Source organism: Pseudomonas sp. AE27 (genome assembly GCF_037113495.1).
Classification (GTDB): domain Bacteria; phylum Pseudomonadota; class Gammaproteobacteria; order Pseudomonadales; family Pseudomonadaceae; genus Aquipseudomonas; species Aquipseudomonas palmensis.
This window is the reverse complement of the sequence record NZ_CP146966.1, coordinates 4,497,895-4,515,182: the sequence shown is the minus strand read 5'-3', so window position 1 is coordinate 4,515,182 and position 17,288 is coordinate 4,497,895. Positions and strand designations below refer to the sequence as shown.

General features: G+C 67.3%; 17 protein-coding genes. 4 read left to right on the top strand and 13 right to left on the bottom strand.

Going from position 1 to position 17,288, the window contains the following annotated elements:
* Positions 1-39: 39 nt before the first annotated feature.
* Positions 40-927, bottom strand: coding sequence for a LysR family transcriptional regulator (locus V9K84_RS20670; protein WP_054915921.1), 888 nt, complete (start codon positions 925-927; stop codon positions 40-42).
* Between the two features lie 84 nt (positions 928-1,011).
* On the opposite strand from V9K84_RS20670, the gene lysM reads away from it, so the two are divergent.
* Positions 1,012-1,452 carry a peptidoglycan-binding protein LysM gene (gene lysM, locus V9K84_RS20665; protein ID WP_058541679.1) on the top strand — a complete coding sequence of 147 codons (441 nt, stop codon included), beginning with the start codon at positions 1,012-1,014 and terminating at the stop codon, positions 1,450-1,452.
* A gap of 83 nt (positions 1,453-1,535) precedes the next feature.
* Here the strand turns inward: lysM and yrfG are convergent, their stop codons facing one another.
* The gene (gene yrfG / locus V9K84_RS20660; RefSeq protein WP_088514120.1) at positions 1,536-2,198 is read right to left on the bottom strand and encodes a GMP/IMP nucleotidase; all 663 of its coding nucleotides are present in this window, start codon (positions 2,196-2,198) and stop codon (positions 1,536-1,538) included.
* 73 nt (positions 2,199-2,271) lie between these two features.
* Between yrfG and nudE the strand changes: the two genes are divergently transcribed.
* Positions 2,272-2,838, top strand: coding sequence for an ADP compounds hydrolase NudE (gene nudE / locus V9K84_RS20655; RefSeq protein ID WP_043861645.1), 567 nt, complete (start codon positions 2,272-2,274; stop codon positions 2,836-2,838).
* Positions 2,835-3,662: a 3'(2'),5'-bisphosphate nucleotidase CysQ gene (cysQ, locus tag V9K84_RS20650; RefSeq protein WP_078481599.1), complete on the top strand. Its 828-nt coding sequence runs from the start codon at positions 2,835-2,837 to the stop codon at positions 3,660-3,662. Before nudE ends, cysQ begins: the two co-directional genes overlap by 4 nt.
* On the opposite strand, the gene V9K84_RS20645 is transcribed toward cysQ, so the two are convergent.
* From V9K84_RS20645 to V9K84_RS20595, 11 genes are all read right to left on the bottom strand, one after another.
* Complete coding sequence (locus V9K84_RS20645) at positions 3,651-4,103, bottom strand: YiiD C-terminal domain-containing protein (protein WP_043861647.1); 453 nt, start codon at positions 4,101-4,103, stop codon at positions 3,651-3,653. The genes cysQ and V9K84_RS20645 overlap by 12 nt on opposite strands.
* Complete coding sequence (locus V9K84_RS20640) at positions 4,103-5,515, bottom strand: sigma-54 dependent transcriptional regulator (protein WP_043861648.1); 1,413 nt, start codon at positions 5,513-5,515, stop codon at positions 4,103-4,105. Before V9K84_RS20640 ends, V9K84_RS20645 begins: the two co-directional genes overlap by 1 nt.
* Positions 5,512-7,326, bottom strand: coding sequence for an ATP-binding protein (locus V9K84_RS20635; RefSeq protein ID WP_081315192.1), 1,815 nt, complete (start codon positions 7,324-7,326; stop codon positions 5,512-5,514). Before V9K84_RS20635 ends, V9K84_RS20640 begins: the two co-directional genes overlap by 4 nt.
* 144 nt (positions 7,327-7,470) lie before the next feature.
* Positions 7,471-8,331, bottom strand: a complete 861-nt coding sequence (gene rfbD, locus V9K84_RS20630; protein ID WP_088514121.1) for a dTDP-4-dehydrorhamnose reductase — start codon at positions 8,329-8,331, stop codon at positions 7,471-7,473.
* Positions 8,328-8,873 (bottom strand): dTDP-4-dehydrorhamnose 3,5-epimerase, encoded by a 546-nt coding sequence (gene rfbC / locus V9K84_RS20625; protein ID WP_043861650.1) that lies wholly within the window; start codon positions 8,871-8,873, stop codon positions 8,328-8,330. Before rfbC ends, rfbD begins: the two co-directional genes overlap by 4 nt.
* Positions 8,864-9,745 (bottom strand): glucose-1-phosphate thymidylyltransferase RfbA, encoded by an 882-nt coding sequence (gene rfbA, locus V9K84_RS20620; protein ID WP_054915924.1) that lies wholly within the window; start codon positions 9,743-9,745, stop codon positions 8,864-8,866. Before rfbA ends, rfbC begins: the two co-directional genes overlap by 10 nt.
* The gene (rfbB, locus tag V9K84_RS20615; RefSeq protein WP_088514122.1) at positions 9,742-10,824 is read right to left on the bottom strand and encodes a dTDP-glucose 4,6-dehydratase; all 1,083 of its coding nucleotides are present in this window, start codon (positions 10,822-10,824) and stop codon (positions 9,742-9,744) included. Before rfbB ends, rfbA begins: the two co-directional genes overlap by 4 nt.
* Positions 10,825-10,948: 124 nt before the next feature.
* On the bottom strand, positions 10,949-11,626 hold the full coding sequence (locus tag V9K84_RS20610; protein WP_043861653.1) for a metallophosphoesterase family protein: 678 nt from the start codon (positions 11,624-11,626) through the stop codon (positions 10,949-10,951).
* Positions 11,607-12,584: an ATP-grasp domain-containing protein gene (locus tag V9K84_RS20605; RefSeq protein WP_054915926.1), complete on the bottom strand. Its 978-nt coding sequence runs from the start codon at positions 12,582-12,584 to the stop codon at positions 11,607-11,609. The genes V9K84_RS20610 and V9K84_RS20605 overlap by 20 nt, the downstream gene beginning before the upstream one ends.
* The gene (locus V9K84_RS20600; RefSeq protein ID WP_168186823.1) at positions 12,581-13,465 is read right to left on the bottom strand and encodes an NAD(P)-dependent oxidoreductase; all 885 of its coding nucleotides are present in this window, start codon (positions 13,463-13,465) and stop codon (positions 12,581-12,583) included. The genes V9K84_RS20605 and V9K84_RS20600 overlap by 4 nt, the downstream gene beginning before the upstream one ends.
* Complete coding sequence (locus V9K84_RS20595) at positions 13,462-14,151, bottom strand: WbqC family protein (RefSeq protein WP_088514124.1); 690 nt, start codon at positions 14,149-14,151, stop codon at positions 13,462-13,464. The genes V9K84_RS20600 and V9K84_RS20595 overlap by 4 nt, the downstream gene beginning before the upstream one ends.
* A 134-nt stretch (positions 14,152-14,285) precedes the next feature.
* On the opposite strand from V9K84_RS20595, the gene V9K84_RS20590 reads away from it, so the two are divergent.
* Entirely contained in the window at positions 14,286-17,171 is a 2,886-nt protein-coding gene (locus V9K84_RS20590) for an aminotransferase (RefSeq protein WP_088514125.1), read from the top strand.
* Positions 17,172-17,288 lie beyond the last annotated feature (117 nt).

Sequence of the window (17,288 nt, the reverse complement as noted above, 5' to 3'; positions counted from 1 at the left end):
TCTAATCGCTACTGCCGATGCATTGATAGAGCGCGTCGATCACGCCGGGTCGAGCGACAGGCGGTACTCGGCGATGCAGGCCTCGGCCAGGGCCGAGCGCGGCGCGCTGCGGCGCATGATCAGCCCCAGAGGCGCCAGCGTGGTGGCCTGGTCTATCGGTTGCAGGCGCAGGTGCCCGGTGAGTGCTTCGAGCCCGGCGTTCAGCGGCATTACCGCGCAGCACAGGCCACCCTCCACCGCTTGCACCAGCTGATGAACGGCGTCGGTCTGCAACAGCAACTGCGGGGCCAGGCCGCGGGTGTGGAAGGCGTGGTCGATGGACTGGCGAAAGTGCATGCCGGCGGTCAGCAGGCCCAGCGGCAGCTCGGCCACGGCCTCCCAGCTCAACGGCTGTTCGGCGAATGCGAAGTGACGTGGGTCGAACAGCAGGCCCATGCGTGTGTCGCCCAGGGGCAGGGCCTCGAAGCGCTCGCTGTCGAGACGCTCCAGGTACGACACGCCCAGGTCCAGGCGGTTGCTCGCCAGCTGGTCGAGAATCTGTTCGGAGCTCAACGCGCTCAGCTCGAAACGCAGCTCGGGGTGCTGGCGGTGCAGGCGCTGCAGCAGCGGCAGCGGGTCGAAGCTCGACAGCGGCACCACCCCCAGGCGCAGCGTGCCGGCCAGGTGCCCTCGACAGGCGGCGGCCTCGGCGTACAGGCCGTCGTAGGCCGAGAGTACCGAGCGCGCCCAGGCCAGCACGCGCTCGCCCTGGGCGGTGAAGCCCTCGAAACGCTGGCCGCGGTTGACCAGCGGCAGGCCCAGTTCGCGCTCCAGGTTGCGCAGGCGCATCGACAGCGTGGGCTGGGTCACGTGGCAGCGCGCGGCGGCCTGGCCGAAGTGGCGGGTTTCATCCAGGGCGATGAGGAATTTGAGTTGTTTGATATCCATCGTCGTTCCGGGGCATTGGCAGGCGAAGCATTCTATCTTGTCCTAGACTGCCTGCTCCGGTCATTGATACCTAAGGAGCACAGGATGAGCATTTTTAGTTTCGTGAAAGAAGCGGGTGAAAAACTGATCGACCTGCTCACCCCCGGCAACGCCAAGGCTGACGACCAGTTGAAGGAGCACGTGCAGAAGGTCGGCCTGGGCAACCCGAACATCCAGACCACCGTCGACGGCGACAAGGTCACGGTCAAGGGCGAGGTAGGCAGCCAGGAAGAGAAGGAGAAGATCCTGCTGGCGCTGGGCAACATTGCCGGCGTGGCGTCGGTGGACGACCAGCTCACCGTGACCGGCCCGGTCGTGGCGGCGGCGCGTTTCGTGGTGGTGAAGAAGGGCGACACGCTGAGTGCGATTTCGTTGGCGGTGTATGGCAATGCCAACCAGTACAACAAGATCTTCGAGGCCAACAAGCCGTTGCTGAGCCATCCCGACAAGATCTACCCGGGGCAGACGCTGCGTATTCCGGAGTAAGGCTCCAGCTTGGTGGTGCGGCCTTCGCCGGCAACGCCGGCTCCTACAGGTAAGGTGCCTTGTGTAGGAGCCGGCGAAGCGGCCTACAGCCCCTGCAACAAGTCCCGATAATCTTCCTGCGCCGCAAACTCCGCCGTATCCCGCGGCCCCTTGCGGCTGTCCGGCTGGCGCACTGCCAGCAGGTGCGCCACGCCAAAGTCGCGCGCGCTGCGCAGTATCGCCAGGGTGTCGTCGATGAACAGGCTGCGTGCCGGGTCGAACCCGGTATCCGCGTGCAATGCGCTCCAGAATTGCTGGTCTTCCTTGGGGAAGCCATAGTCATGGGAGCTGATCAGCCGCTCGAAATAGGGCGCCAGCGCCACCCGCTCCAGCTTCAACGACAACGAATCGCGATGGGCATTGGTGATCAGGATCACCCGCTTGCCGGCCTGGCGGATCGCCTGCAGAAAGGTGTCGGCGTCCGGGCGCAGTGCGATCAGGTCGGCCGTTTCCAGTTTCAGCTCGCGAACCGGCAGCTTCAGCTCGGCACTCCAGAAATCCAGGCAGTACCAGTTCAGCGAGCCGGCGTGGCGTTCGAACAGTGGCTGCATTTCCAGCTCGGCCATCGCACGGCTGATGCCATGCAGCTCGGCGTAGCGCTGGGGCAGGTGCTCCAACCAGAAGTGGTTGTCGTAGTGCAGGTCCAGCAGGGTGCCGTCCATATCCAGCAATACGGTATCGATGTCGTGCCAGGTCAGGGAGGGCATGTGAAATATTCTCGTTCGATCCAGACTCGGTGGACGGTATAGTACCCCGTTACCGCCAAGGAGCCGCCCCCTCATGCGCCAGAAACCCACTGTCCTCAGCCGCGAAATTGTTGCAAGCAGCCGCCTGTTCCGTGTCGAAGCGGTCGAGCTGCGCTTCAGCAACGGCACCGAACGTACCTATGAACGCCTGGTCGGGCGCGGTAACGGCTATGGCGCGGTGATGATCGTGGCGATGCTCGATGCCGAGCACGCGGTGCTGGTGGAGGAATACTGCGGCGGCACCGACGAATACGAGCTGTCGCTGCCCAAGGGCCTGATCGAGCCCGGTGAAGACGTGCTGGCGGCGGCCAACCGTGAACTCAAGGAAGAAGCCGGCTTCGGCGCCCGGCAGCTGGAACACCTGACCGAGCTGTCGCTGTCGCCCGGCTACATGAGCCAGAAGATCCAGGTGGTGCTGGCCACCGACCTGTTCGAAGAGCGCCTGGAGGGCGACGAGCCCGAGCCGATGCGTGTCGACAAGGTCAACCTGCGCGAGCTCTCGGCCCTGGCCCAGCATCCGCAGTTCTCCGAAGGGCGGGCGCTGGCGGCGCTGTACCTGGTGCGTGACCTGCTGACCCAGCGCGGCGTGTTCGGCGCATGAACGACCGCGAACTGATGCAGCAGGTGGTGCAGCTGACCCGGCAGGCGGGCGCTGCCATCCTGCCCTTCTGGCGTGCGGACGTGGCCGTGCAGACCAAGCTCGATGCCTCGCCGGTGACCGCAGCCGATATCGCCGCCCACGACGTGATCGCCGCTGGCCTGCAGCGGCTGGCGCCCCATATCCCGGTGCTGTCCGAGGAAGACTGCGACATCGGCCTGGCCGAGCGCCAACAGTGGCAGCGCTGGTGGCTGGTGGACCCGCTGGACGGCACCAAGGAGTTCATCGCCGGCAGCGAAGAGTTCACCGTCAACATCGCCCTGGTCGAACAGGGCCGGGTGGTATTCGGCGTGGTCGGGGTGCCCACCACGGGGCGTTGCTACTACGGTGGCCAGGGCCTGGGCGCCTGGCACGAAGACCCGCACGCGCCGGCAGCGCCGATCAGCGTGCGTGCGGCGCCGCCTGCCGGCACCCCGTTCACCGTGGTCGCCAGCCGCCGCCACAGCAGCCCCGAGCAGGAGCGCCTGCTGGCCGGCCTGAGTGCGGCGGTGGGTGAGCTGGAGCTGACCTCCGTGGGCAGCTCGCTCAAGTTCTGTCTGCTCGCCGAAGGCGCCGCCGACTGCTACCCGCGCCTGGCGCCGACCTCGCAGTGGGACACCGCCGCCGCCCAGGGCGTGCTCGAAGGCGCCGGCGGCGAAGTGCTGGGCCTGGACGGTCAGCCGTTCGCCTACCCATCCCGCGAAAGCCTGCTCAATCCTTTCTTCCTTGCCCTGCCAGCCGCAGCGCCGTGGCGCGCCAGCCTGCTCGCGCTCGCCTCAGCGGTGTAGCACGTACTGCCCGCCGAACTGCACGGCGGGCGTTTCACTGCCTTCGTTGAACACCTGGGTGTGCAGGGTCAGGCGCGCGCGGCCGTAGCGCTGGTAGGTGGCCACGAAGCGCTCCCAGACCTTGGCCTCGGGCGCCGCGCACACCGCCACGCCGGCGCCGGTGACCGGCAGCGGGTAGCTGATCTGGCCTTCCTGGATGACGATATGCCCGTCGCCGATGCCCGCCTCGCGCAGGCGCAGGTGCAGCCAGCCCCAGCCTGCCAGCACGGCCGCGCAATACAGGCTGCCGCCGAACATGGTGCTCTTGTGGTTGACGTTGGCCGCCAGCGGCAATTGCAGGCGCAGCCGCTGGTGCTGCCAGTCGAGCACCTGCAGGCCCATCTCGCGGGTCAGCGGGATGTCGGCGTGCAGCACGTCCTGCAGGTAATGGCTCGGGTTCATCAGCGGTTGTCCTCGGTGTCGTCGGTGCCACTGGCATTGCTGTCGGCAAAGCTCAGGCCGTGTTTGCGCAGCTTGTCGTGCAGGGTCTTGCGCGGCACGCCGAGGGCTTCGGCCAGGCTGCGCATCGAGCTGTGCGGGCGGGTCAGTTCGGCGGCGATCAGCGAGCGTTCGAACTGCTCGACCTGGTCGCTGAGGTTGCCGCTGCCCGGCGCTGCCTGCGCCTGATCGACCGGGCCAGGGCTGTCGCCGTCCAGGGCCAGCTCCAGGCCCAGGGCGAAGCGCTCGGCGGCGTTCTGCAGCTCGCGCACGTTGCCCGGCCACGCATGGCGCAGCAGCGTCGCACGTTGCGCCGGTTGCAGCACGTGGGGGGGCAGGCCGTGGCGTTCGCTGGCGGCGTCGGCAAAATGCTGGAACAGCATCAGCACATCGTCGCCGCGCTCGCGCAGGGGGGGGATGCGCAGCGGCGCGACGTTTAGGCGATAATACAGGTCGGCGCGAAAACGCCCCTGGTCGGCAGCCTGGCGCAGGTCTTCCTTGGTGGCGGCGATGATGCGGATATCCAGCGGGATCAGCTGGTTGCCGCCCAGGCGCTCGACCACCCGCTCCTGCAGCAGGCGCAGCAGCTTGACCTGTACATCCAGGCTCATGCTCTCGATTTCATCGAGAAACAGCGTGCCGCCATTGGCGAATTCGAACTTGCCGATGCGCCGCTTCTGCGCCCCGGTAAAGGCGCCGGGCTCGTGGCCGAACAGCTCGCTCTCGACCACCGATTCGGCCAGGGCACCGGCGTTGATCGCCACGAACGGGCCGTCGCGCCGGCTCGACAGGTCGTGCAGCGCGCGCGCCACCACCTCCTTGCCGGCGCCGGTCTCGCCCAGTATCAGCACATCGGCGCGGGTGCCGGCCAGCGCGCCGATCTGCTCGCGCAGCCGGGCCATCGGGGTCGACTGGCCCACCAGGCGCGTGCTCAGTTGCTGGCGGTCGCTCAGGGCCAGGCGCAGGCTGCGGTTGTCCAGCACCAGGCGGCGCAGCGCCAGGCCGCGGCGCACGCTGTCGAGCAGGGCGTCGCTGGCGAAGGGCTTTTCGAGAAAGTCGTAGGCCCCGGCGCGCATCGCCTGCACCGCCAGCGGCACGTCGCCGTGGCCAGTGATCAGCAGCACCGGCAGGTCCGGGTCCTGGGCATGCAGTTGTTCGAGCAGTTGCAGGCCGTCGATGCCGGGCATGCGGATATCGCTCACCACCACCCCGGGCCAGTCGCTTTCCAGGCGCGCGGCCAGGCCCTGGGCGTCGCTCAGGGGCAGCACGCGCAGGCCGGCGAGGTCCAGGGTCTGGCTCAGGGCCTGACGCAGGTGCGGGTCGTCATCGACCAGGACGACCTGGGTGCGGCTGTCGATCAGTGTGTCGGTCGTCATGCCGAGGAGTCCTCCGAGGTTTGAAGCGCGGCGCCGGGGGTGGCCACGCGCAGTTGCAGGGTCAGCAGCGCACCGCCTTCCGGGTGGTTGGCCAGCACCAGCTCGCCGCCCAGCGCGTTGATCAGCGTATCGCAGATCGCCAGGCCCAGGCCCAGGCCCTGGGTGCGCGTCTTGGTGGTGAAGAACGGCTCGCGTGCGCGCAGCAGGGCCTGGCTGCTGAAGCCCGGGCCGTTGTCGCGAATGGTCAGGTAGACGCTGCCTTCGCGGCGTTCGGCACTTAGCCAGAGCTTGCGCGGGTTGGCCTTTTCGGTCAGTGCGTCGAGGGCGTTGGCCAGCAGGTTGCCCAGTACCTGGCGCAGGCGGGTTTCGCCGGCCTGCACCCACAGGGTGGCCTCGGGCAGGTCGCGCACCAGCTCCACCGCCATCGCCCGGCGCCGCTTGGCCAGCAGGGCCAGGGCGTCGTCCAGTGCCGGCTGCAGCGCCACGCTTTCCGGCGCATGCCGGTCACGCCGGGCGAAGGCGCGCAGGTGGGCGATGATCGAGGCCATGCGCCCGGTCAGTTCGCTGATCAGCTTGAGGTTGCTGCGCGCATCGTCGGTGCGCTGGTGGTCGAGCAGGATCTCGGCGTTCTCGGCGTAGCTGCGGATAGCCGCCAGCGGCTGGTTGAGCTCATGGCTGATGCTTGCCGACATGGTGCCCAGCACCGATAGCTTGCCGGCCTGCACCAGCTCGTCCTGGGCGCGCACCAGTTCCTGCTGGGCCTGCTCGCGCTCCAGCACTTCGGTCTTGAGGCGGCTGTTGAGGCCTTCGAGGGCGGCGGTGCGTTCGGCCACGCGCAGCTCCAGCTCCTGGCGGGCGCGGGCCTCGAAGTCGAGGCGGTCCATGTAGTTGCGCCGGCGCTGCATCACCAGCCCGAGCAGCAGCATCACCACCAGCAGGGTGGCGGCGCCGATGAACAGCACCGTGCTCACCGAGCGGTCGACCAGGGTGCGCGGGGCCAGGATGCTGACCTGCCAGCCGGTCTCGGGGATGGCCTGGGTCTGGGTCAGCCAGGCATCGGGGTTGAGCCTGAGGGGCTTGGGCGTGGTGGTGGGGTAGGGCTGGATCGCCACGATCGCATCGCGCTCGGCCTCGCTGAGCGGGCGCGTGGCGCGAAAGCGCCAGTCGGGGCGCGAGGTGAGGATCACCACGCCGTTGTGGTCGGTCACCAGCAGTTGCTCGGGGGTCTTGCCCCACAGGGTTTCGGTGTGGTCCAGGTCGATCTTGGCCACCAGTACGCCGATCACCTGGTCGCCGTCGCGCACTGCTGCGGCGAAGAAGTAGCCGCGCTTGGCCGAGGTGGTGCCCTGGCCGAAGAAACGCCCCAGCCGGCCCTGCATGGCTTCGCTGAAGTAGGGGCGGAACGAGAAGTTGCGCCCGGCAAAGTTGTCGTGCTTGTTCCAGTTGGAGGCCGCCAGGGTGTTGCCGTTGACGTCCATCAGGTACATCACCTCGGCGCCGGTCTGCGCGCAGATGTCGTCGAGCAGGCGGTTGGCGTTGGTCAGGGTCTCGAGGCGTATCGGGTCGGCCAGCACCGCGCGCAATGCCGGCAGGTCACCGAGGATCTGCGGCAGGGTCTCGTAGCGGTGCAGGGTGCCCAGCAGGTTGGCCACGTACAGGTCCAGAGTCTGGCGGTTCTGGCTGGCCAGTTCCTCCTGGTAGTAGTGCTCGGCCAGACGTTGCAGCGGCCACAGCAGCGGCGCCAGGCACAGCGCCAGGAGGGCCAGGCTGCGCCAGCGCGGACGGCGGGGGAGGGTCGGGGTCATGGTCATCGCAAACCGGGCTTTGGTGGGGGGCCGCGTTGCAGCCCATCGCGGGTCAAGCCCGCTCCCACAAGGTCATTGATTATCCCGTGGGAGCGGGCTTGACCCGCGATGGCGTCGCAAAGGGCGCAGAAACGTTGGCCGCATTATGCGCTACTTCAGGCACTCGATCAGCGCTTGACGCCAGTCTGGCTGCTCCACCTGCCACTGCTGGCGCAGGCGGCTGCAGTCCAGGCGCGAGTTCAGTGGGCGCTGCGCCGGGGTCGGGTATTCGCTGGACAGGATCGGCAGCAGCTGCGCGCAGGGCCTGCCCTGAGCCTTCAGATGCTCGCCGATGGCCTGGGCGAAACCGAACCAGGAGGTCTGGCCCTGCGCGGTCATGTGGTAGGTGCCCCACGCACCCGCCTGCCCGGCCTGCCAGCGCTGGATCAACGCCAGGGTGCTGGCGGCCAGGCTACCGGCCCAGGTCGGTGCACCGATCTGGTCGGCGACCACGCGCAGCTGCGGTTTTTCCTGCAGCAGACGCTGCATGGTCAGCAGAAAATTGCGCCCGTGCAACGAGTACACCCAGCTGGTGCGCAGTGTCAGGTGCGCGCCGCCCACGGCATGGATGGCCTGCTCGCCAGCCAGCTTGCTGCGTCCGTACACGCTCAGGGGGTTGGGCGCGTCGTCTTCGGTGTAGGGCGTGGCCTTGCTGCCGTCGAACACGTAGTCGGTAGAGTAGTGCAGCAGCGGTACGCCCAGCCGTGCGGCCTCCTCGGCAAGTACGCCGGGTGCAGTGGCGTTGATGGCGAAGGCCAGCGCAGGTTCGTTTTCGGCCTGGTCGACTGCGGTATAGGCGGCGGCGTTCACCAGCAGGTCGGGGCTCAGCTCGCGTACTACCTGGCGGATGCGTTCGGGCTCGGCCAGGTCGAGCTGTTCGCGGCCCAGTACATGCACCTGGCCCAACCCGGCCAGGCGCTGCTGCAGGGCCTGGGCGAGCTGGCCATTGCGCCCGGTGATGAGGATTTTCATGGGAACAGGTCGGCGTCCTTGAGCAACTGGCCGACCTGATCCTTGGCCGACAGCTGCGGCGGTGCGTCCAGTTGCCAGTCGATGGCCAGCTGCGGGTCGTCCCAGCGAATGCAGCGCTCGGCGCTCGGGTTGTAGTAGTCGGTGGTCTTGTACAGGAACTCGGCGCTGTCGCTGAGCACCCGGAAACCGTGGGCAAACCCCTGGGGGATCCACACCTGCCGGTGGTTGGCGGCCGACAGGTGTACCGCCACCCATTGCCCGAAGGTCGGCGAGCTGCGGCGGATATCCACCGCCACGTCCAGCACCTCGCCCTGGGTCACGCGCACCAGCTTGCCCTGGGGGTTGTGCACCTGATAGTGCAGGCCGCGCAGCACGCCGCGCAGCGAGCGTGAATGATTGTCCTGCACGAACTGTGCATCGATGCCGGTTGCGGCCCTGAAGGCCTGGGCGTTGAAGCTCTCGTAGAAGAACCCGCGGTCATCGCCGAACACCCTGGGCTCGAGGATCAGCACGTCCGGTAGCGCGGTGGCGATCACTTCCATTGCTGGTCTCCGGTCAGGCCGTACAGGTACTGGCCGTAGCCGGTCTTGCCGAAGGCCTTGGCCCGTTCCAGCAGACGCTCCTGGCAGATCCAGCCCTGCTGGAAGGCGATCTCTTCAAGGCAGGCGACCTTCAGGCCCTGGCGATGCTCGATGGTCTGCACGTACTGCGAGGCCTCCAGCAGGCTGTCGTGGGTGCCGGTGTCGAGCCAGGCGAAGCCACGCCCGAAGCGCTCCACGCGCAGGTCGCCACGGCGCAGGTAGGCATTGTTGACATCGGTGATCTCAAGCTCCCCACGCGGCGAAGGCTTGATGTCGCGGGCGATGCGCACCACGTCGTTGTCGTAGAAGTACAGGCCGGTGACCGCGTAGCTGGACCTGGGCTGCGCGGGCTTTTCTTCGATCGACAAGGCGTTGCCTGCCGCGTCGAACTCGATCACGCCGAAACGCTCCGGGTCCTTGACCCAGTAGCCGAACACCGTTGCGCCGCTGGAGTGGGCGGCGGCGCGCAGCAGTTGCTCGGTGAAACGCTGGCCGTGGAATACGTTGTCGCCCAGGATCAGGCACACCGAGTCGTCACCGATGAACGATTCGCCGATCAGGAACGCCTGGGCCAGGCCGTCGGGCGAGGGCTGCTCGGCATACTCGAAGTGCACCCCGAACTGGCTGCCGTCGCCCAGCAGCTGGCGAAAGTGTGGCAGGTCGTGAGGGGTGGAGATGATCAGGATCTCGCGGATGCCGGCCAGCATCAGCACCGAGATCGGGTAGTAGATCATCGGCTTGTCGTATACCGGCAGCAGCTGTTTGGAAATGCCCAGGGTGATGGGGTGCAGGCGCGTGCCGGAGCCGCCTGCCAGTACGATGCCTTTGGTCATGCAATCAGGTCCTTGAAATCGCTGTTGCCCAGGCGCTGGCCCTGGTAGCTGCCGTCCTGCACATGGCGGCACCATTCCAGGTTATCCAGATACCACTGCACGGTCTTGCGCAGGCCGGTGGCGAAGGTTTCTTCAGGGCGCCAGCCCAGCTCGCGCTCGATCTTGCCGGCGTCGATGGCGTAGCGCAGGTCGTGGCCGGGGCGGTCCTGCACGAAGGTGATCAGGTCGGCATAGCGCGCCACGCCCGCCGGGTGTGCGGGGGCCAGCTCTTCGAGCAGAGTGCAGATGGCGTGCACCACCTCGAGGTTGGTCTGCTCGTTGTGCCCGCCGATATTGTAGGTCTGGCCTACCTCACCTGCGGTGACCACCTTGAGCAGGGCGCGGGCATGGTCCTCGACGAACAGCCAGTCGCGCACCTGCTGGCCGTTGCCGTACACCGGCAGCGGCTTGCCCGCCAGGGCGTTGAGGATCACCAGCGGGATGAGTTTTTCCGGGAAGTGGTACGGCCCGTAGTTGTTCGAGCAGTTGGTCAGCAGCACCGGCAGCCCGTAGGTGCGCTGCCAGGCGCGCACCAGGTGGTCGGACGCGGCCTTGCTCGCCGAGTAGGGCGAACTGGGTGCGTAGGGGGTGGTTTCGGTGAACAGGTCGTCGACCCCATGCAGGTCGCCATACACCTCGTCGGTGGACACGTGATGGAAGCGAAACGCCTCGCGCTCGGCGGCCGGCAGCGTGCCCCAGTAGGCGCGGGTGGCTTCGAGCAGGCTGTAGGTGCCGACGATGTTGGTCTGGATGAACGCCGCCGGCCCGTCGATGGAGCGGTCGACATGCGACTCGGCTGCCAGGTGCATGATCGCCTGGGGCCGGAAGCGCTCCAGCACCGCGCTCACGGTGGCCTGGTCGACGATATCGGCCTGCACGAACTCGTAGCGGGTGTTGCTGGCGATGCTGTGCAGCGACTCCAGGTTGCCGGCGTAGGTCAGCTTGTCCAGGTTGAGCACGTGGTGGTCGGTGTGCTCGATCAGGTGGCGGACCAGCGCCGAACCGATGAAGCCGGCACCGCCGGTGATGAGTATGCGCATGTCGAATGGCCTTTGGTGCAGCGGGTGGTGTTCAGGTGGCTCGTAGCTTGTCGCCAGGCGCCGGCCGGTGCAAGGGCAACGCAGCGCTGGCCGACGTCAGGCTATCGGCCGGATGCCCGCGTAGTTAATAGTGGCTGATCCTGCCGCCGATCTGCGCGCCGAGGGGCAGGTTGTCGGAAAAGTACGCGGTGAACCCGGCGTCGCTCATCGCCTGCTGCATGCGCGGGATGTCGTAGGCCACACGGTGCAGGGTGAACTGGCCGGCGTGCCAGGTGGCGAAGGCCGCACGCGGGTCGCCGTCGCGTGGCTGGCCGACCGATCCGGGGTTGCAGTAGACCTTGCCGCGACCCTGCCAGAGCATCTGCACATGGGTGTGGCCCGAGGCGAAGTGCGTGCCGGGCAGCGCCTCGAAATACGCCTGCGAGGGGCGCAGGTACTCTTCGATGGGGTCGTTCCAGCCGCCGTGCACCAGCTCGATGCCGTGTTGCCGGCCGCGTGCGGGCAGTGCCGCGAGCCATGCCGCGTTGGCGGCCGTGAGGATGCCCTTCTGGTAGTCCAGGCAGGCGTTGGCACTGTTGGAGCGTGGGCAGGGCGTGTTGCTCGACAGGTACCAGTCGTGGTTGCCCATCAGGCTGAAGATGCCGCGTTCGCGCAGCGCGTCGCAGCACTCGTTGATCTGGCAGTAGTACCCGGCCGTGTCGCCCAGACAGATGATCTGCGACACGCCCAGGCGCTCCAGCTCGTCGAGCACCGCCGAGAGTGCGACGAAGTTGCCGTGGATATCAGAAATGATCCCGATCATGGACCACGAGCTCCTCGATGTAGCGCACCGCGAACCCCGGTCGGATCTCGGGGGTGGGGGGCGCCTTGCGGTTCAGGAAGAAGTCCAGGCACATGGCCGCCTCGTTGTAGCCGAAGGCCCGGCGCATGGAGCTGGTGGAGGAGATACGCGGGTTGATCTCCAGCAGTTTCCAGCTGCCGTCGGCGTCGCGGCGAAACTGCAGGTTGGTCGGGCCCACGGGCCTGAAGTGTGCACACAGGCGCGCCACCACTTCATCCAGCGAAGCCTCCTGGCGCACCCAGGCCTTGGCGGTTGAACCGTCGGCGGCCAGCTTGCGCTGCAGGGTGATCGACCCGAAGCTGCCGCCTTCGCCATCGCCGAACACCGCCACGGTGAACTCCTGCTCGGCGCTACCGATGATCGGTTGGGCCATCAGCACCTCGCCAAGCAGGTGCGCATGGGGTTCGAAGTCGCTGGCGCTTTGTACCCACACCAGGCCCTTGGAGGCATAACTGCGACGTGGCTTGAGCAGGAAGGGCAGGCCCAGGGTCCGGACCAGCTCGGCGAAACTGCCCGACAGGTAGCTGGGGATTCGCGCCGGCTCGTCGGCGGCGGCCAGCGCCTGGTCCATTGCCCACTTGTCGCGGGACAGATCGATCAGCGCTCGGCTGTTGAGCACCACGCCACAGCCCAGTTGCGCCACCTGTTCACGGTGGTCCGAAAACCAGTGCAGGTCCTGCTCGATGCCAGGTATCACCAGGTCGACCGCGTGCTGCCTGACCACCCGTTCGAGCCACGCCGGGTAGTCGGCGCTGGCGGTCAGGGGCGCCTGCGCGAAGGCGTCGCACCAGGCCCTGCCGGCAGCATCGTCGTAGATATCGGTGCCTACCAGCACCACGGCCGGGTCGCTGGCACGCAACGACTTGAGCAGGCCGTAGCCCATGATGGCGCCCACGCCGGTAACCATGACCGTGCTCATGCCGTGCGCTCCCGGTGCTGTCGGATCATTTCGAAACCCATATGGATATTCACCTGCGGCATGAAGTCGATGGCAGCGTGCAACGCCGGGTCGAGCAGCTGCGCTGGCAGGTCGGGCACATCCGGCCTGTCGCGCAGAAAGCGCACCTGGCCCTGCTGGCCGAAGGCGGACAACGCGGCCTGGGCGATTTCGCTCAGTGCAGGGCTGTCGGGGTGGACGCAGTTGAACAGGCCGGTGGTCGTGGTGGCGGCCACACGGGTGCAGATCTGCACCAGGTCGTCCAGGTGCAGGTAGTTGCGCCGCGCGTCGTTGTTGCCGAACAGGCTGATGTCGTTGCCGGCCTCGGCCTGGTCGGCGAAGGCATACAGCAGCGGCTGATGGGTGCGGCAGGCACCGGCGGCGTCATACACCTGGCTGGGGCGCAGGATGGTCAGGGCGATGCCGTGCGCGCTGCAGAACAGGCTGGCGAGCTCCTCGGAGTGGCGTTTGGATAGCGAGTAGATGCTGTAGTAGATGTTATGGGGCATGTAGCTGGCTGAAACCGACGAAATCAGTATCAGGTGCCTGGCCCCGCTGCGTTGTGCCAGTCGGCAGGCGGCCAGCGTGCCGACCGCGTTGACCTGCTCGGCGCGGATCAGGTCGTCGATGCCGGGGCCGCCAAAGTCGGCGGCGGCCAGTACCACCACGTCGAACGGCGGCACGCTGGCGGGTACGCGGTCGGGCTGGCTCAGGTCGAAGAACACGTCGGCATCACGCCGCCCTGCGGTCTGCACCGGGCCCAGTTGCGCCAGGCCGTGGGCGATGGCCTGGCCGATCACGGAGGTGCTGCCGATGACCAGGCTGGCGAGAGATGGACGTGGGGTGGAAATGTCGCGGGTCATCGTGGGGCATACCTCATGTAGTGCGCGGCGCGGGGCCCGCAGTTGAACAGCAGGTCGAGAATGCTGACCGCGTGACTGAATTCGCCCCATTGCTGTGGATAGGTCGGATAGCCGTCATAGTCGAACCAGCTGAGCTCGATGGCGCTGTCGGCGAACTGTCGCTCATCAAGGTAGCCCCTGGCTGCCGGCCCGGACACATAGTGCGTGGCTCCGGCCTGCTGGCACAGATCGACCAGACGTTCGGTCTTGCCTTCGCCCAGGGTGTAGTCCCACGAGCGGGTGATGCGCGTGGTGATGCCCAGGTAGTCGCACACGGCCTGTATCAGCAGCACGTTGAGCTCGCTCAGGTTGCGGTGCTGGCGGTCCAGGTACAGCGGTTGCAGCCATGCGGCCACTTCGTGCCAGCAAGGCGCCTTGGCGTAGTTGGCCACCAGGCTCTTCCAGTGCTTGGCCTGCCAGTTGCCCGGGGCCAGCTCGACGTCGCGGATGCGCCGGTTGATGTTCTGCCCGGTCGGGATGGTCAGCCACTCCAGGCCGTTGGGGGTCTTGATGCGGTTGCGGTTGCGCCAGTCGTTCTTGGTGTACTGCATGTCGTCGTAGACGATGAACTCGTCCACGGCCGCAATCAGGTCGAAGTACCCCTTCCAGGGAATGTAGTTGGATTGGAGGATGGCAACCTGCTTCAAGCGTCTGTCCCGGGGTTGGAGGGCGAAATCGACGGCGGGTCAGAATACGTTCAATTCTTTCCCTTCGTCACTCCCCTTGCTTATCGGCAGCAGCGGTGGCGATATAAGCGACAAAAAAAATCGAGGCCTTCTCCATGTCGCTGAACACCCTCATTCACCGCGCCAGCCTGCCATGCCCCGATCTCGACCCGGCCCAGGCGGCGCAGCTGCTGCAGGCGCATTACGGGCTGCAAGGCACGCTGCAGCCGCTGGGCAGCCAGCAGGACCTGAACTTTCGCGTCGATACGCCCCACGGGCGCTTCGTGCTCAAGGTCTGCCATGGCGACTATGCGCAGCAGGAGCTTGAAGCCCAGCATGCGGCGCTGGAGCACCTGCACCGTCAGGGTGTGCCGGTACCGACCGTTCGTCGTGCCAACGGTGGCGAGCCGCTGCTGGCACTGACGATCGACGGCCAGCCGGTGCGCGCCCGGGTGCTCACCTACATCGAGGGCCAGACCCTGACCCGCCTGCCGTACATGGCGCCGCGCCTGATGCACGCGCTGGGGGCGCTGTGTGCACGGGTCGACCTGGCGCTGGCGGACTTCACCCACCCCGGGCTGGAGCGCACCCTGCAATGGGACCCGCGCCATGCCCAGGCGGTGATCGCCCACCTGCTCCCGGTGCTGGCCGACGGGCCGCGCAAGGTGCGGGTGCAGGCCATTGCCGAGCAGGCCCGCGTGGCGCTAGAGCCGCTTCTGGCGCAGCTGCCGATGCAGGCGGTGCACCTGGACATTACCGATGACAACGCCGTGTGGCAGCGCGATGGCGCACGCGAGTGGCAGTTGCAGGGGGTGATCGATTTCGGCGACCTGCTGCACACCTGGCGCATCGCCGACCTGTCGGTGACCTGCGCGGCGCTGCTGCATCATGTCGACGGCGACCCGCTGCGCATCCTGCCGGCCATCGCTGCCTACCATGCGCTCAACCCGCTGCACGAGGCCGAGCTGCGAGCGCTATGGCCGATGATCGTGGCGCGCGCGGCGGTGCTGGTGCTCAGTGGCGAGCAGCAGGTGGGCGTCGACCCCGGCAACACCTACAGCCGCGACAACCTGGCCCATGAGTGGCAGATCTTCGAGGTGGCAGCCGGTGTGCCGTTTGCATTGATGGAGGCTGCGATCATGCAACTAGCCGGCCTTGCGCCCGCGCCGCTGCCGGCCACGGGCATGCTGCTGCCGGGGTTGCGCGACCAGGCTGTGGCGCGGGTCGATCTTGGCGTGCTGAGCGAGCACTTCAGCGCCGGCAACTGGCAGCAGCCCGGCATCGACCAGCACCTGCTGCGTACCCATGCGGCCCCGGCCAGCACGTTGTATGCCCAGTACCGCCTGTCGCAGACCCATATCGACAACCCGCTGGAACCGCACACCTGTGCGCTGCACGTGGAGCTGCACCTGCCCGTGGACAGTGCGCTGGTGGCGCCGTTTGCCGGCACCTGGCGCCACGGCGAGCAGGGCTGGGCGTGCCTTGAAGGTGACGCCTCCAGCCTGTGGCTGCGCGGGGTGGTGCAAAGCCCCGCATCGGGCGCGGTCATCGCCCAGGGCGAGCCGCTGGGGCACGCCACCGAGCTCGAGGTGCAGCTGTGCCGCGTGGCCGGCCTGCAACCGCCGAACTTCGTCGCGCCTTCGCGTGCGCTGGCGTGGCAGGCGCTGTGCCCTTCGCCGGCTGCGCTGCTGGGCTTTGACTGCGACGCCGCGCCACTGCCCGACCCGCATGCCCTGCTGGCGCGTCGCGACGCCAGCTTCGCGCGCTCGCAGAAGCACTACTACCAGCAGCCGCCACATATCGAGCGCGGCTGGCGCAACTACCTGATCGACATGCAGGGGCGCTCGTACCTGGACATGCTCAACAACGTCGCGGTGCTGGGCCATGGGCACCCGCGCATGGTGAGCGAGTCGGCGCGCCAGTGGTCGCTGCTCAACACCAACTCGCGCTTTCACTATGCGGCCATCGCCGAGTTTTCCGAGCGCCTGCTGGCGCTGGCGCCGCCGGGGATGGACCGGGTGTTCCTGGTCAACAGCGGCACCGAGGCCAACGACCTGGCGATCCGCCTGGCATGGGCGGCCAGCGGTGGTCGCGACATGCTCAGCGTGCTGGAGGCGTACCACGGCTGGTCGGTGGCCACCGATGCCATCTCGACCTCCATCGCCGACAACCCGCAGGCATTGAGCACCCGGCCCGACTGGGTGCACCCGGTGACCGCACCGAACACCTACCGCGGCAAGTACCGTGGGCAGGACACCACCGCCGACTATGTGCGCGATGTCGACGAACGCCTGGCCGAGATCGGTGAGCGTCAGCTGGCGGGGTTCATCTGCGAGCCTGTGTACGGCAATGCCGGCGGCATTCCGTTGCCGGCGGGGTATCTGCAGCAGGTGTATGCCAGGGTGCGCGCGCGGGGCGGGGTATGCATCGCCGACGAGGTGCAGGTGGGCTATGGGCGGCTGGGCGAGTACTTCTGGGGCTTCGAGCAGCAGGGTGTGGTGCCGGACATCATCACCATGGCCAAGGGCATGGGCAACGGCCAGCCGCTGGGCGCGGTGATCACCCGGCGCGAGATCGCCGAGGCGCTGGAGGCCGAGGGTTACTTCTTCTCGTCGGCCGGTGGCAGCCCGGTGAGCTGCCGTATCGGCATGGCAGTGCTGGACGTGATGGAGGAGGAGGGCCTGTGGGACAACGCGCGCGAGGTGGGTGGGTACTTCAAGGCGCGTCTGCAGGCGCTTGTCGATAAGTATCCGCTGGCGGGTGCGGTGCATGGGTCGGGGTTCTACCTGGGCCTGGAGCTGGTGCGCAATGCCGTCAGCCTGGAACCGGCCACCGAAGAGACGGCGGCGCTGTGCGAGCGTCTGCGCGAGCTGGGCATCTTCATGCAGCCGACCGGTGACTACCTGAACATCCTCAAGATCAAGCCGCCCATGTGCACTACGCGGGCGAGCGTGGATTTCTTTGTGGACAGTGTGGAGCGGGTGTTGACGCAGGGGGTGTAGCGGCGGAGTCGGGAGGGCGCTGTCCTGCATTCGCTGGCTTGCCAGCGAAGCAGTCAACGAACCCTCCCTTGCGTCGATTAATATCGATTAATAATCGGGCGAACCTGAGAGGTTTAA